Source organism: Pseudothermotoga elfii DSM 9442 = NBRC 107921 (genome assembly GCF_000504085.1).
Classification (GTDB): Bacteria; Thermotogota; Thermotogae; order Thermotogales; family DSM-5069; genus Pseudothermotoga_B; species Pseudothermotoga_B elfii.
In genome coordinates this window covers 2,140,471-2,156,375 of the sequence record NC_022792.1, presented here as the reverse complement: position 1 = coordinate 2,156,375, position 15,905 = coordinate 2,140,471, and the positions used below count along the sequence as shown (strand labels likewise).

Annotated in this window: 15 protein-coding genes; 4 read left to right on the top strand and 11 right to left on the bottom strand. The window is 39.1% G+C overall.

Annotated elements, in window-relative coordinates; translation table 11 throughout:
• The first annotated feature begins 2 nt into the window (after positions 1-2).
• From thpR to rny, 4 genes are read left to right on the top strand one after another with little or no spacing between them, the layout of a single operon-like run.
• Positions 3-566, top strand: coding sequence for an RNA 2',3'-cyclic phosphodiesterase (gene thpR, locus TEL01S_RS10540; protein ID WP_012004071.1), 564 nt, complete (start codon positions 3-5; stop codon positions 564-566).
• The gene (gene recA / locus TEL01S_RS10535; protein ID WP_012004070.1) at positions 559-1,620 is read left to right on the top strand and encodes a recombinase RecA; all 1,062 of its coding nucleotides are present in this window, start codon (positions 559-561) and stop codon (positions 1,618-1,620) included. Before thpR ends, recA begins: the two co-directional genes overlap by 8 nt.
• Positions 1,604-2,056, top strand: a complete 453-nt coding sequence (locus TEL01S_RS10530; protein WP_012004069.1) for a regulatory protein RecX — start codon at positions 1,604-1,606, stop codon at positions 2,054-2,056. Before recA ends, TEL01S_RS10530 begins: the two co-directional genes overlap by 17 nt.
• Complete coding sequence (gene rny / locus TEL01S_RS10525) at positions 2,053-3,582, top strand: ribonuclease Y (RefSeq protein ID WP_012004068.1); 1,530 nt, start codon at positions 2,053-2,055, stop codon at positions 3,580-3,582. Before TEL01S_RS10530 ends, rny begins: the two co-directional genes overlap by 4 nt.
• A 49-nt stretch (positions 3,583-3,631) precedes the next feature.
• Here rny and TEL01S_RS10520 read toward each other — a convergent pair whose 3' ends face one another.
• From TEL01S_RS10520 to TEL01S_RS10470, 11 genes are all read right to left on the bottom strand, one after another.
• The gene (locus TEL01S_RS10520) at positions 3,632-5,308 is read right to left on the bottom strand and encodes a S8 family serine peptidase (protein ID WP_012004067.1); all 1,677 of its coding nucleotides are present in this window, start codon (positions 5,306-5,308) and stop codon (positions 3,632-3,634) included.
• 17 nt (positions 5,309-5,325) lie between these two features.
• Positions 5,326-7,182: a fibronectin type III domain-containing protein gene (locus TEL01S_RS10515; RefSeq protein WP_028843602.1), complete on the bottom strand. Its 1,857-nt coding sequence runs from the start codon at positions 7,180-7,182 to the stop codon at positions 5,326-5,328.
• Between the two features lie 537 nt (positions 7,183-7,719).
• The gene (locus TEL01S_RS10510; protein WP_012004065.1) at positions 7,720-8,550 is read right to left on the bottom strand and encodes a carbohydrate ABC transporter permease; all 831 of its coding nucleotides are present in this window, start codon (positions 8,548-8,550) and stop codon (positions 7,720-7,722) included.
• A gap of 10 nt (positions 8,551-8,560) precedes the next feature.
• Entirely contained in the window at positions 8,561-9,448 is an 888-nt protein-coding gene (locus tag TEL01S_RS10505) for a carbohydrate ABC transporter permease (RefSeq protein WP_038051440.1), read from the bottom strand.
• Between the two features lie 37 nt (positions 9,449-9,485).
• Positions 9,486-10,829 (bottom strand): ABC transporter substrate-binding protein, encoded by a 1,344-nt coding sequence (locus TEL01S_RS10500; RefSeq protein ID WP_012004063.1) that lies wholly within the window; start codon positions 10,827-10,829, stop codon positions 9,486-9,488.
• Between the two features lie 16 nt (positions 10,830-10,845).
• Positions 10,846-11,418, bottom strand: coding sequence for an HAD family hydrolase (locus TEL01S_RS10495; protein ID WP_012004062.1), 573 nt, complete (start codon positions 11,416-11,418; stop codon positions 10,846-10,848).
• 65 nt (positions 11,419-11,483) lie between these two features.
• Positions 11,484-13,058, bottom strand: a complete 1,575-nt coding sequence (locus tag TEL01S_RS10490; protein WP_028843603.1) for a CTP synthase — start codon at positions 13,056-13,058, stop codon at positions 11,484-11,486.
• A gap of 17 nt (positions 13,059-13,075) precedes the next feature.
• On the bottom strand, positions 13,076-13,999 hold the full coding sequence (locus TEL01S_RS10485; RefSeq protein WP_028843604.1) for a carbohydrate kinase family protein: 924 nt from the start codon (positions 13,997-13,999) through the stop codon (positions 13,076-13,078).
• Between the two features lie 135 nt (positions 14,000-14,134).
• Positions 14,135-14,869 (bottom strand): NAD-dependent protein deacylase, encoded by a 735-nt coding sequence (locus tag TEL01S_RS10480; RefSeq protein ID WP_028843605.1) that lies wholly within the window; start codon positions 14,867-14,869, stop codon positions 14,135-14,137.
• A complete protein-coding gene (locus TEL01S_RS10475; protein WP_028843606.1) occupies positions 14,866-15,453 on the bottom strand; it encodes a DUF4897 domain-containing protein in 588 nt (195 codons plus the stop codon). Before TEL01S_RS10475 ends, TEL01S_RS10480 begins: the two co-directional genes overlap by 4 nt.
• A 46-nt stretch (positions 15,454-15,499) precedes the next feature.
• Positions 15,500-15,874, bottom strand: a complete 375-nt coding sequence (locus TEL01S_RS10470; RefSeq protein ID WP_012004057.1) for a cyclophilin-like fold protein — start codon at positions 15,872-15,874, stop codon at positions 15,500-15,502.
• Positions 15,875-15,905 lie beyond the last annotated feature (31 nt).

Sequence of the window (15,905 nt, the reverse complement as noted above, 5' to 3'; positions counted from 1 at the left end):
AATTGAGGACATTCATTGCTGTTGATGTTAATGAGAACGTGCGCGGTGTTTCTCAGCAGATAGTGGAGAAACTTATGAAGAGAGGTTTTAAAGCCAACTGGGTCAGTAAAGAAAATATTCACCTTACACTCTTTTTTCTCGGGGAAGTTCAATCTCATAAAGTTGATGAAATAGCCAGACATCTTTGCCACAGGATTATGGGATTCCCATCATTTTCTTATATAGTTGAAAAACTTGGTTACTTTTCCAAGCAAAGCAAACCTCGAGTGATATGGTTGGGAATTAAATCGAATCAGGCGCTTCAAAAATTGTATGAAGAAATGAAATCTGAACTTGTCAAACACAATTTTTCTTTTGAAGAGAGGTTCTCTCCACATATAACTGTGGGGAGAATAAAAGATTTTCCAGGTGCCTGGCAGCCTTTAATTGAGGATATCACATTTGAACCGATTACCGTTGCCGTTGATCGATTTAGTATTTATTTCTCAAGATTAACGCCAGCCGGACCCATTTACAAAAAGGTCTATGAATGCAGGTTTGAAGGAGGACTGATCAAACATGAGTGAAAAAGAGCAAAAAGCAAAGGCTGAAGTGCTCGAAAAAGCAATCAAGAAAATCGAGAATAGTTTTGGAAAAGGGTCGATAATGATTCTTGGTGAGGAAAATCAGGTAGCGCCAGTTGAAGTTGTTCCAACTGGGTCGCTTTCTCTGGATGTAGCAACCGGCGTTGGAGGTTACCCGAGAGGCAGGATAATCGAGATTTATGGTCCCGAAGCAAGTGGGAAAACCACTATATCGCTTCATGCCATTGCGGAAGTTCAAAAGAAAGGGGGTATAGCAGCTATAGTAGATGCTGAACACGCACTTGACCCGGTTTACGCGAAGGCACTCGGCGTGGATCTGAAAACACTTTTAATTTCACAACCTGACTATGGTGAACAGGCGCTCGAAATTGTTGATGAGTTAGTTAGAAGTAATGCTGTGGATCTCGTAATAATTGATTCTGTTGCAGCACTTGTACCAAGAGTGGAAATTGAAGGAAATATGGGAGATCTTCAGGTTGGGCTTCAGGCTCGTCTGATGTCGCAGGCATTGAGAAAGATAGCAGGAAATGTCAACAGGTCCAAAGCTATAGTCATATTCACCAATCAGATAAGAATGAAAATAGGTGTGATGTTTGGTAACCCTGAAACTACTACAGGTGGGCTTGCACTTAAATTTTATGCGACGATGAGGATAGAGGTTCGCAGGGGGGAATCAATAAAAGAAGGTACTGAGATCATAGGAAACGCAGTTACTGCAAAGGTTGTCAAGAACAAAGTTGCTCCACCTTTCAGAAAAGCTGAGTTTGACATAATCTACGGCAAAGGAATTGTGAAAGAAAACGAATTGTTCAACATGGGCGTCAGCGAAGGACTGATACAGAGGAAAGGAAGCTGGTTTTTCTATATGGCGGATGATGGAAAAGAATATTCACTTGGTCAGGGAAAAAACAATGTGGTGAACTACTTTGTGGAAAATCCACAGATTGCAAATGAAATAGAAAGAAAGATACGCCTGAAATACAATCTCCCTGTTGAAATTTTGGAAGAGAAGAAGCAAAATGGAAAAGAAAAATGATGATTTTCAGAAAGCTTTGAATTACGCTAAAAGGTTGATTCGATTCAGATCGAGATCAAGAAAAGAAATGGAGGAAAAGTTGATTCTCAAGGGTTTTCATCAAGACATTATCCAGCGGATTTTGGAGTTGCTCGAAAAATCTGGGTATGTTGATGATGAGAAATTCGCCTATCTTTATGCGTATGATATGCTGACTGTACATGGATACGGACCTTACAGAATAAAGTCGAAGTTGAAAGAGTTGAAAGTGGAAGACTACATCATCGATGATGCGCTCGAGAGAATTATGAAAGAGGTTGATCTTTTTCAGATTATGGAGAAAACAGTTAAATTGCACAGGATTGACAGGAAAAAAATTGGGGATTTTCTCTACAGAAGAGGATTTCCCGGTGAATTAATACGTATGTTTGACATAGAAGGAGGTGCAAATAGATGATAATCCTGGTAGCTGTGGTAACAGCTGTAATCAGTTTTGGTTTGGGATATGTGGTGGCAAAATCGCGAATTGAACAGAAAAATAGAAAAGCTCAGCAAGATGCTGTTTCTTTATTAAAAAAGGCTGAGCAGGAAGCTCAGGAGATAAAAAGAAAAGCAATAATAGAGGCAAGGGAAGAGGTCCACAAAATCAAAGAAGAAATCGAAGAAGAAAAGAAAAGGAGGGACCTCGAGCACAGGAGCCTGGAAGAAAGATTGTTGAAGCGCGAAGAGATTATTTCGAAGCGTGAGGAGTTAGTTGATAAAAAAGAAACTGCTCTTGAGCAATTGAGGGTTCAGTTGGAAGCGGCAAAGAAAAAAATTGAGCAACGTGAGAAAGAACTGGATGAAAGGTTTACAAAACTTGCAGGCATGACTGTAGAAGAAGCGAGACAGATAGTTATAGATGAAGCAAGGCAAAAATACGAACATGATTTAGCCATCCTTTATAAGAAAATAAAAGAAAATTATGAAGAAGAAGCTGAAAAAGAGGCAAAGAAGATAATTGCAACAGCAGTCCAGAGATATGCGCCTGAATATATAGGTGAAATAACTGTATCTACTGTAAGTTTGCCATCAGATGATATGAAAGGAAGGATAATAGGAAGAGAAGGAAGAAACATAAGAACCTTTGAAAAAATAACAGGTGTTGATTTAATAATTGATGATACGCCTGAAGTTGTCGTGCTTTCAAGCTTCAACCCTATTCGTCGCGAGATAGCCAGGCTCACTCTGGAAAAACTCGTAACCGATGGAAGAATTCATCCAGCGAGAATAGAAGAAATGTATGAAAAATCGAAACAAGAAATGGAAAAAATGATAAAAGAAGCCGGTCAGGAAGCAACTTTTGTTACAGGCGTAACTGGATTGCATCCAGAGCTTATCAAATTACTTGGAAAACTAAAATTCAGGACAAGTTATGGACAAAATGTGTTAGATCATTCAATAGAAGTGGCACAACTTGCCGCACTTATGGCTGAAGAGCTTGGTCTGGATGTTGATCGAACAAGAAGAGGAGGCCTTTTGCACGACATTGGAAAGGCACTCGACCACGAGGTAGAAGGTTCTCATACCGAGATAGGAGCAGAGATTGCAAGGCGATATGGTGAATCTGACCATATCATTAATATGATAATGAGCCACCATGGAGAGCAGGAACCTGTTTGCCCGGAATCTGTTTTAGTAGCTGCAGCTGATGCTTTATCCGCAGCAAGACCGGGTGCAAGAAGGGAGAGTTTGGAAACCTATATAAGAAGACTCGTTAAAATGGAAAAAATAGCTATGAGTTTCAAAAATGTTGAAAAAGCTTACGCAATACAGGCAGGTAGAGAAGTCAGAGTTATTGTTGAACCAGAGAAAATTGATGATGTGGAAGCAGACAAAATGGCTTATGAAATAGCAAAGAAGATTGAAGAAGAGGTAGAGTATCCTGGAGTATTAAAAGTAGTTGTGATAAGAGAAAAACGATCTATCGCCTATGCCAAATGATAATAAAAAGAGGGGCAAAAGCCCCTCTTTTTGTTTAAAAATTTAAATTTTACATACCAGATTCAAAAACGTGCACATAAGGATTGTCCCCATTTTCAATAGTTATTGACTCATGATAAGTTAATTGCTCGCTGGTAGATATTCCCAAATATGCAGCATCTCCATAAGCCATGTATACATCGTAAACTCCTGGTTCAATGCCAACAATTGGCAGAGAACCATTTTCATCTGATTTTCCATAGTAAACAGGTATGGTATCATCTTGTGGATAGAGAGTTACATAGACATAAGAAGCTGGATCTGTATCTACATAGAACTCGAAATAAACATTTGCACCTTCATCAGATGGAAGATCTTGTGTGAGAGCCATTTCTGCATTGACTCTACCCCAACCACTGTCATGATCAAACCCCGGAGCCATGATATCATCTGCCGTTGCTGCAATGTGCTTTCTGATTTGATAAGGTGTAGCTTCAGTGGACCCAAGTTTTTCTAACAGCAAAGCAATCACACCAGAAACGTGTGGTGTTGCCATCGATGTGCCACCATACAGCGCATATGGATTTTCTTGATCGAAGAATTCATAAGTATCCCAGAGTGGTACGGTGGAAAGGATTGTGAAATCACCGGGTGCTGCAACTGTTACCCATCTGCCGCGTGTTGAAAAGTTGGTTATTCCATCTTGCGCAGTGCTTGCTGCAACATTTATAACTCCAGGATAACATGATGGGTAATGAATTTCATCTGTATGGCTGTTACCTGCTGAAGCAACGAAAATACCTCCATAACTCATGATTTGCGCAATAGTGTGGGCTAATGTAATTGAATAGCCTTTTCCACCCCAGCTGTTTGAAAAAATCATCGCACCATTCTCAAAAGCCCACATAAAACCTTGTGCTACATAATCGTCGCCAATATAACTTCCATCTCCACCTGTTTCAGGACTACCTGTGTCGAATATCACTATCGGCATGATCTTTGCATTCGGCGCAACTCCAATAACACCTATGGAATTATCACTTGCAGCTATGGTCCCAGCGACATGAGTTCCATGAGCACCGCCAAAAGAACTGTCTGAAGCTGCTGGTAAAGTTTCACCTGTCAGAGGCCTGTAGCCTTCGACAAGCTGGCCTTGTAAATCTGGATGAGTTCCATCGACACCAGTATCGACAACGGCCACAATGACTCCTTCGCCGGTATACCCCATCTGCCATGCTTCGGGGGCCTTTACCTTTCTGATACCCCACATGTATTTTTCAAAAAATTCCTCCTGCTGATCTGCATAGATCTGTTTTGTTTTTGTCAATAACTCTGTATCTTTCAGGTTATCGTTGGTGATTGGTTCGATTAGGTATCTTTTATAACTTGGTTCTACATAATTAATCTTTTCTTTTAAACTTTCATCGGCTTTGAGCTTGCTGATGATCTTTTCTCTCATTGTACTGTAATCTATCGATGTAGAAAAGCTAATGACATTTGTCTGGTCGAGTTTGAAATCAACTCGAACTGTCGCATTTTCGTCTATTGATTTGATCAAATTTACAATATCTTGCTTGTATTCATCTTTGTATCCGACAATTACCACATTGCTCATTACTTCTGCGCCTTTATCTATAGCTGCAACTATGCCTTCAGGTTGTTGAGAATTCTGAACGCTGTTGTTCATACACCCTGCAAGCAACAAAATTACGCTTAAGAATAATACAATAATCAATCTTTTCATCATCTTCACCCCCTTCTATCTCAGTTATCGCCTGTCGTAAATCGATTGTAATAGTCAGCTTCATTCGTCCATCTATCCCAATCGTATCCAAGATCAATTGTTGAAGAAATCCAGTATCCATCAACTGTCTCATAATAAGCAACTGCGCAGTCCAGGCCCCATTCGTATGTTTTGAATTTTTCAAGAGGTTCTGTCTGCTGTATCTGGCTTTCATTAGGAAGAATTCTAACCCAGTCTGAATCAGAAATTGGATCAAATGGAAGAATTACTTCCTGTGGACCAAAGGTTAAGATCATTGAATCATAGAAAATATGCTGCTCACTTAAAGTTGTGTCATAGATCCATGGACTACCTTGGTAAACAAAATAAATTTCTTCATCGCCTATAAATTCTCCACCTATGTGAGGTTCTGATGTTTGATCTATCCAATTAACTGGTTTCCACCTGAAGGTTGGAGTTCTTGAAACATTTGTTTGGTTATCTGCAGGTGAAATCAATTTGACTTTGAATAGATCGAGTGGTATTACTTCAACAACGTTGCTGTTTTCTGATTCAGTTCCATCTACATAAACTGTTCTCACTGTATAATAGTACTTTTTGCCCGGTTCAAGATCAAAGCCTTTGTCAAATCTGTAGTAAGATGTGGTAAACGCTACCTTTTCCCAGTTTTCACCATCGGTTGATCTGTAAATATTGTACCCGGCTCTGTTGGTGTTTGGTGCATGCGTCCAGGCGAGTTGAACAAAGATGTTTGTTTCAGGTATATTATGTTCTGGCTTATAACCTTTAAGTTCTTTGATCATTTCTTTTGGCAGTTTTTCTTCAAGTATTTGTTTTATAGGACTTGGCAGGCTGTAGTATTCCACATCGGCATCACTTGTCCAACCAGCGTACCAGAGTCCTGTAGGAGCAATTCTTTCGGTAACTTCTGGTGGAGTTCTATCAATTGTAAGATAAACAATCTTGTCAACTCTTGTGTCATTCACTGTGTAAACAACAACGTGCATTGGCACTGTAACGCCATCAAATCTGGAAAGAGAAATCGTGGCTGTGTATTCTTCTGTATTAAAGGCAGAAATATCTCTTGCAACAGCACTTGGTACGTAATCTAAGCCGATGTACATTACGTACATCAATTCCGAGCTTGTGACTTTAACCTGCACAGAATCAAATGTCAGTGTTGTGGCCTCCGGGTCAGTTATAGGAGTTCCTTCTGGAGTGAACAGTTCTACGGTTACATCTGGAACAACATTATAATCTGTCATAGCTCTTCTGGATAATGTTTCGATCGTTTCTAAAATACCTGGATCGTAATTTTGAACCACACTCGTGGCTTTTCCTTCACCAGTGATCTTGATATCATATCTGCCATCTGGCAGATAAAATTCAGCATGACCGTTTTCGTCTGTTGTGGTTGAAATAACTACGTTTGAATTTTGAAGAATATCGACAGTTGCCCCAACAGTTGCACTTCCAGTTGTAAAATCAAGTACTTTTACCAATGAATGATTGCCCCCAACAGTAAAACTCCAGATGGGACTTTCGACAGAGCTAATGCCATCAGAGACAATAACTTTCCAGTAGTAGGTTTGCCCGGGTGTCAGGTTGTTAACTGTGTACTCTGGTTCATTAACGGTTGCGATCTTTGAAAGATTTGTCGAACTTGTTCCCATGTAGACATCGAAAGTCAAACTTCGTCCTTCTGGATCAGTCGCAGTGGACTTCAACGTTACAGCTTTGTCAGAAGCTAAAACGGCAACTTCCTGTCCATCGTAAGGAGAAATCAAAGAAACTGTCGGCAATCCATTAACGGGGCCAAGACAACCGTAAAGTAGCAGGACAAAAACACCAGCAAGCAAAATCCACTTGAATCTCATTTCTCCACCTCCCCTTAATTAGAAGATCTATCTCGTTTTTGGTGATAAAAAGTAATTTAGAAAGATAGAACATAAAATAATTTGAATAAAATGTCCTGGGCATACCTCTTTCTTTACCATGAGTATACTCATGGTAGAATGACAAGTCAAGAACTTTGTTAATATAAGTTATAACCTTATTTTTATACTATTCTCTATGAAAAAAATAGATCCTTTTATGTCAGAGCTTTCAAAAACATCTTTTCAGAATTAAAAATAAATACATCGTCTGAGCGTATGCATTTGGAAAATAGTTATTAATCTGTAACAAAGCGCTGAACGGCTTCAATAAAAAATTTGAAAACGGTTATTTTTGCAAAAATCTCTTTTCAGCTTTTTGAAAGGAAAAAGATATGTTTTTCTCGAGAACGATCTTCACAAGTGATTTTTTGTGATTTTAGACTTTGATGGATTTCGTATATATATTATGGAAGGCGCCGACCAGGATCCTGGTAAAGTTAAAACGTAAGTTGCCCTTATTCTAAATTTTTTCCGGTATTATTTTATTGCTCCAACAGTTATTCCCTTTAGAAAATATTTTTGAAAAGCAAAGAACACTACAAGCATTGGTATAGCAGCAAATGTAGCACTTGCCATATGCAGGGCATATTCCATAGGAATTTCTTCTCGTATCATCACAAGGCCCGCCTGTAATGTTTTCATCGCTGTAGTGTTGGTTATAATCAACGGCCAGAGAAAGTCGTTCCATTCGTTTACGAAGGTGAAAATACCCAGCACAGCTACAGCAGGTTTAGCTATAGGAAACACTATTTTCCAAAAAGTGTAGAATTCACCAGCTCCATCTATTTTTGCGGCTTCTATTATCTCATCTGGCAGTGTAACCATAAACTGCCTCATGAGGAATACGCCGAAGGGAGCAGCGATTGAAGGAATAATCAACCCCCAGTAAGTGTTTATCATTTTCAGGTTGGATACTATTATATACAAAGGTATTAACGTAACCTGACTTGGAACCATCATTGAAGCTATGTAAATCCAGAAAAAAAGTTTTGATCCGGGAAAAGATTTTTTGGCAATAGCATATCCTGCCATCGCACATAATATTATCCTTGCTATGGTTACAGACCCTGCCACGATGGCACTGTTCAATGTCCAGCGAAAAATATATGGCCTGGCAAAGAAGATCTTGAAATTCACTAAAGTGGGATTTTTCGGCAAAATCTCTGGAGGGAACTTGAGCACAAGTGTTGGTGGCTTTAGAGCAGTTACAACCATCCAATATAATGGTAAAAATGCAGCAAAGCCCAGTATGAAAAGTATAAATAATGATATGAAATTTTTCCAGAATTTTTTTTGGTTCATCTTCATGCACAACACCTCAATATTGAACATTTGATCCAAGCCATTTAAATTGAAGCACTCCCAGCCCTACCAGGATAACGAACATGACCATTGACATTGCAGAAGCCAGACCTAAATTGTAGTCTCGAAAAGCAGTTGTATAGATAAGGTAAGCAACTGTAATTGTTGAAAATTCTGGTCCACCTTGCGTCATGACGTATATATTTGAAAATGTCTGAAAATTAGCGATTATCCCCATAATGAGCGCATACAGAATAGTCGGTTTTAAGAGTGGTACGGTGATCTTCGAGAAGATTTTCCATGAGCTGGCACCTTCAAGTTTGGCAGATTCAAAATAATACTCGGGTATGGAAGCCATAGCCGCAGAAAGCAAGACTATAGTTGACCCACCCCCCATTATTACCTGCATCATCACCAGAGAGGGCATAGCTGTTAATTTGTTTCCAAGCCAGATGACAGGATTCAATCCAATCGATTTTATGAAATAGTTCAGCAAACCAAAAGTTGGGTTGAATATCCAGAGCCAGATCAAAGATATTATTACCGAAGATGTCACATGCGGAAGGTAAAAAATTGATTTGAAAAAAGTTTGAACAGGTTTTCTAAAAGGATATATAAGAACCGTGACAAGTAAAGCTTTACCAAGCCATAACGGTACCACTCCAAATGTATATATGAACGTGTTAAGCAGTGCCTTTTTAAAGAGCCAATCACCAAAAATTGATGTGTAATTTTCAAATCCAACAAATTCTTTTGAAAAGACATTATAATCAAACAAACTCAAATATATCCCGCTTCCTACGGGTATCAGGAAAAATATTAAAAAAAGCAAAAAATGCGGCAAAAGGAAAAAATAGGCATATCTGTTTTTGTATATTTTTCTTAGCAGATTCAATAAGATCACCTCTGAGAAAACAGGCGACCGGGAGGTCGCCTTGATTCTATTTTGCTTTTTTCAAAATTTTGTTTGCCTCTGAAACAAATTCGTTTAATGCTTGCTGCGGTGTTTTTGTTTTTGCAAAGATAGCTTCAAGTGCTGCCACAAAATGTGCATTCATTTGAGACCATGGGAATTCCTCGCTACCGAAAAATTCTATGCCATAGTTATCCATTATGTGGGCGTATCTCTTGACCTGCTCATTCATGTATTGATCGTTTTGATAAAGAGTTTCATTTACCGATTTTCTTGCAGTCAGGTAATTGAGAGTTTCCAGGAGTGCTATATTTTCATGGTTAGTTATAAATTTCAGAAATTCAAAAATCATCTCACGCTTCTTTGGATCACTTTGTTTGAAAACTACAAAGCCACTACCTCTTGCATATGCTACAGGATCTCTACCTGATAGGTGTGGAAATGGTGCTATTACAGGATAAAAGGCTTCTGCTAACCTGCCTTCGTTTACATAACGTGTGATTCTTCCTATTTCGTAAGGCCCTCCAAAACCAATGCTGGCTTTGTGCGTATGGAAGTATCCTATAACGTCGTATATTCCCAGTGCCTCCGCACCCTTTGGTGCAACACCGTGTTTTTCTATGAGATCCAGAACAAATTGAAGTGCAGCGATGGCTTCAGGACTGTTCAGTATGACTTCGCTTTCAGCTTCGTTTGCCAGTCTTCCTCCAAATGCGTAGACAAAATTCAAAATATTGTGTACCATATCACCTTTTGCACCGAATGCAATCGCGTAATGATCAGCTTTCCCGTCTCCATCTTCATCCCACGTAAGCTTCTTGCATGCTTCTAAGAATTCTTCCATCGTCCAGCCTTCATTCACAATTTTTTTCCAATCTATACCGGCTCTTTCAAAATCTGGTGTGTACAGCAACATTGTGGACCCCATTCCATTTGTTCCATAAACCCATGGCCATACATAGTGCTTACCGTTTATGTAACCTGCTTTCAAGCACTGAGTGTAAAAATCGTTCCAATCTTCTTGGCTGAGATATTCGTCGATTGGTTCGAGTAATCCGTTCTTTGCCCATCTGCTATCCCAGACAGGTCCCTTAAAGAAATCTGGCTGGGTTTTCGTCGCGATTGCTGCGGCAAGTTTTTGGGCGTATTCTTGGTTTGTAACAAGTACATATTTAACTTCTACATCCGGATGGAGTTTCATGAATTCTTCAGAAATCCATTTTGGAAATTCTTCTCCTGTAAGGGGTTTGTCAGATGGATGCCCTGGAGGGGATATACGCCATGGGTTGATCCACCACGTAATAGTTGTCTTTGCACCAAGGATGATACCTGCTAAAGCAAGCAAAGACAGTAAGAGTAAACCTTTTTTCATTTTCGTTCTCCCCTTTCTATAAAATAAGCGGCAATTGCCGCCTGAGTTCTTGAGCTGATGTGAATAAAATTGATTTTATACCAAGTTTTGCTGCTGATTCTACGTTTTCAGAAGTATCGTCTATAAAAACAGTATCTTCCGGTTTTACCTTCTCTTTTTCAAGAATGTGGTTGAAAAACCTCGTATCTGGTTTAGAAATTCCTATTATATGCGAAGCGTAGATACTATCGAAGAATCTATAGTCATTCCGCGCCGTATGGATTTTGTAATGAGATTCGATTGTGTTTGTCCCTGCAACAATTCTATGTTTTTTCTTGAGTTCTAAGATGATCTCCACAGTCTCGACAATCAAATCTGGTTTGAAAAACTTTGCCCATAGATCTTCTTCAATTGTTTTTCCATAGAGCTCTGAGAATTTCTCCCAGAAATCTTTTACACAAACCTTTCCTTCCTGCAATTTGTGTAAACCACTCTGGTAGGCAAAATCAAGGAATTGCTTTCTGCTCAGATTCAAGTAACTGCTTAAATGATCTACAACCGATGTATTTGAACATACCACTCCACCCACATCAAATATGATCAATTTCACATAATTAGCTCCTTTGTTATTTCGTTAAGATTATGTACATTAAATTAGTATAATTGTATTATATATTATTTTGAAAGATCTTCAATAGTTTTTATAAACTCTGTGAACAGTGGGTGTGGTTTTCCAACTTTTGTCTTAAGTTCTGGGTGAAATTGTATGCCGATAAAATATGGATGGTCTTGAAGCTCTATCGCTTCCACAAAATTTGATTTTGCACTTATGGTGAGCTTTTCTCCTTTTTCGTCTGGAAATTTGAACAACTCTGGAAATTGATCGTAGTTTACTTCGTATCGATGCCTGTGCCTTTCACTGACTTTGGCAATGCCATATATTTGCCAGAGTTTAGTGTTTTCGAGGATTTCCATTAATTGAGCTCCAAGCCTCATTGTTCCACCAAGTTGAAGTACTTTTTTCTGTTCTTCCATCATTGTTATGACAGGATATGGTGTATCCGGGTCAAATTCTGTGGAGTTTGCTTCTTTATATCCCATAACATTTCTTGCAAATTCTATAACCATCAGTTGCATACCAAGACAGATCCCAAGCAGGGGTTTTTTGTACATTCTTGCAAACTGTATAGCTCTTATCTTCCCTTCAATACCTCTTTTGCCAAACCCACCTGGTATTATCAAGCCATCGTATTCGGAGAGCGTTGCACAGAGATGTTGCCAGCTCATTTCCTCCAGAGATTGCGCGTCCACGGTAACGGGTTTTGAACACCCTGAGAGAAACACTGACTCTATGATACTTTTATATGCATCGTCTGTACCAAGATATTTGGCTATAAGAGCTATTTTAAATGGTTTGAAGGTTTTTGGGTAATTCCAGCTGAATGTTGATTCGTTAATATTTATTCTCAACCTGTCTGCAATTTTTTTATGCAATTCGTAATTTTTTAATATTTCGACGATTGAGTACACATTTGGTACATCCGGAAGGTTTATTACCATATTCAGCGGAACGCCTCCAAAAAGTGCAACTTTTTTCAAACTGTCTGCGTTAACGGGAGTTTCGCTGCGGATGACTATCATGTCTGGATTTATACCAGACCTTCTGAGAAGCTGGACTGATTGCTGAGTGGGCTTCGTTTTAAATTCATTTGATGCTTTCAAATACGGTACATAGGTGACATGAATAAAAAGAAAATCCTCGAGAGGTTTTTCTAAAGCAAGCTCACGAACACTTTCCAGAAAAACTTCACTTTCTATATCGCCAACTGTACCGCCTATCTCTATGACGTTGACTTCTCCTTCAAGCGACTCGATTCTTTTTCTGATTTCTCCCGTCACGTGTGGAACGATCTGCACTGTGGAGCCAAGATATCCTCCTTCTCTTTCTTTCTCGACAATCGCCGAATAAATTTGACCGGCTGTAATGTTGTTTTTTCGACTCATGTTTTCTCCTAGAAATCTTTCATAGTGCCCCAGATCCAGATCTGCTTCATAACCATCCTCAGTGACAAACACTTCACCATGTTGATTGGGATTCATGGTACCGGCATCCACATTTAAGTAAGGATCTATCTTCAGTACATTGACGCGAATGCCACATTCTTTAAGTAATCTTGCCAAAGAAGCAGAAAAAATGCCCTTCCCAACTCCACTCAAAACTCCGCCTGTTACGACAATGTATTTTTTCACGCTGACCACCCTCTTTTTCACAAAGACTTTACGAGTTCTTTTTCGCCTATGGAATTTAGGAAACTGGTTAATTCATCTCTGGTGGGGCTTGCACTTGAGGTACCCTGTTTTGAAACACAAATCGAAGAAGCCGCCACTGCGAGTTTTAAGGTTTCACGCCTGCCGAATTTTTTCATTTTTCCTGCTATATAGGCTGCGTTGAAAGCATCTCCTGCGCCTGTTGTGTCAATTACATTAACTTCATAGGCGTTGATGTGAAATGACGTTTTCTCGGTGAACAAACTTGCTCCTTTGCTACCAAGCTTGACCACAACTTCTTCCACACCCGTTGATAAAAGTTTTTTGACCGCCTTTTCCAGGTTTGTTTCTTTTGTTAATTTCAATATCTCAGTTTCATTTGGAGCAACTGTGTCCGCATAAGCAATGATTTCAAAAACTGATTCATCTGGGAATCCTGCTGGATCTATATAAACATATTTTCCGTTACGTTTTGACATAGTCACAACTTCTCTGACAGTTTCGAATGGTATACCAAATTGGACAAAAACAGCGGAAGATTTTTCCAGGAAAGTCCAATCTATAATTTCTGGAGTGAGGTGATCATTCGCACCGAGCAAATGAAACATTGTGTTTCTACCTTTTGATTCGACAACTACGAATGTTTTACCCGTTTGAGCGTTACAAGATCTTATAAATGACGTATCTACACCATATTTCTCTATTTTCTTCAAAACACTTTGAGAGATACTATCACTACCAATGCAGGCAATTAGGTGGCACGGTATGCCGAGCTTTGCAAGGGCTATAGCGGTATTTGCACCTTTGCCTCCAATATCAACAAATGTTTGCTGGCAAAGATGATTTTCCCCTATTAGAAGCTGATCAATGTAAAGAAAAGTATCAACATTAATTTTCCCAAAAATCGCCACTTTCTCATCCATAACAATTTAGCACAGCAAATTCCGTCTCCAACTAATAGAAGAGGAATGTTGCCGCTACCTCCTTTCTTAAATTTTTTAAATCAATATGTAATCCAATCCTGAATATCTCATTCCTTTTTGGGTTTCAAAACAAGCTCAGTTTAAAAAGTCTGAGCCAGAGGAGAAAAATTCATTTGCGAAAGTTGAAAGTTCCTTCTCGATTTTTAAATCACATATATGATCCAAACCAGTTCTTCCACTGTTCACGATTATCAATTTGCTGCCATTCATTTTCGCTATATATGGAAATTGTGCTGCTGGATAAACCAGCAATGAGCTTCCAAATACTATCATTAAATCACAGTTGACTGAGTGATATTCTGCTTCCGATAATGCTTTTTGTGGCAATTGCTCGCCAAAAAAGACTATATCAGGTCTAATCATACCAGAACAATTACACTTTGGAACAGAAGTTTTCGAAAGCATATTTTTGACATCATCTATGGTGTATCTCTTCAAACATTTTATACAGTAATAATTGTATATGCTACCATGGAGTTCGATGACATTTTGATTACCGGCTTTCTGGTGAAGTCCATCGATATTTTGAGTAATAACGGCCTTGATGTAACCTTTTTGTTCAAGTTTGGCAAGCAAATAATGAGCTACATTTGGTTTTGCATCAGCCATAGGAATCAAAGCTTCTTTGCAGAATCTGTAGAATCCTTCCGGGTTGTTGTATAGGTAATCGATGTCAAAGACATTTTCTGGGTATTTGGAATAGAGCCCCGTGGGGCTCCGAAAATCTGGTATTCCACTTGGAGTACTTATTCCTGCGCCTGTTAGAGCAACACCATATCTGCATGATTTTAGAAGTTCGATGAGATTCATTTACCTTCTTCACCTTCTTTGAAAATCACTCTTGGAAAAGACATGGATGATTCACTTGGTTGCCAGTAAATTGCGTTTTCAACTACTTTTGTCGGAGTCGGTTCTATCGTGAGTATATCTGCCCCTTCTGGCACAACAACCACTATCTGTGAGTCGTTAACTGAATAGATTGATATATCTTTCAACGATGTGTCTACAATTCCGTTTGTTACAGAAGCAGCATTTAGTAACCTCGCCGTTTCCACGACTTCGAGTATTCCAGATCTCTCGGTCATAGTTGAGTTCATGGAGATTACCTCTATGTTTCTGCCAACTTTTTCGCTAACATCGTCGAAATAACTTTTAAAAGTTGAAAGCGAAGCTTGCTGATATTGATCTATATATTGCTGTTGCTTATTTTTGTCTTTGAAAAATAAGCCAGCTGTAGCGGTAAAAGTAGCTTCACCTGTGTAGTCGTATTCCATTTTGCTTCTGTAATAGGCGATCTCATAGGGTGGTTTTCTGGTCAGAGTTGTTACAAGCTGAGTGACTATGAAGAAAACTATGAATGCTATGAGTATATAAAAGAGTGTTTTCTGATTCACTTGATTTCCTCCCTTCAAAAATATGTTACCACAGTTTGAAGGGAGATTATTCTATATGAACAGTTACCTTTGTGCCACTTTTTACCTGTTTTAGAAGATCGAGCCCATCTTTGATTTTTCCAAATACATTCACAGCGCTTGCTGGTCTTATTTTGTCATCGCTTACCGGTGTCTTACCAAAAAACAGGCATATTGCTCTTCCGGGAATCCAGAACGCAACATCTCCCTCTTCTACAACATCTTTGCTATTTTCGCCCACTGCGAGTTTTACGGGAGTCTCAAAATAAATCTCATCTCCCCATCTGTTAACTATTCCTCTGATTGGCAACTCCTTTTTGATAGCCTCGATTGTCAGAGGAGCTCTGTCTTCATCAAGCTCCGCCACGCACTCGATCTGACCAAAAACAAATTTCAGCTTCACCCTACCACCTCCCGGAAAAAATTTTAATTCA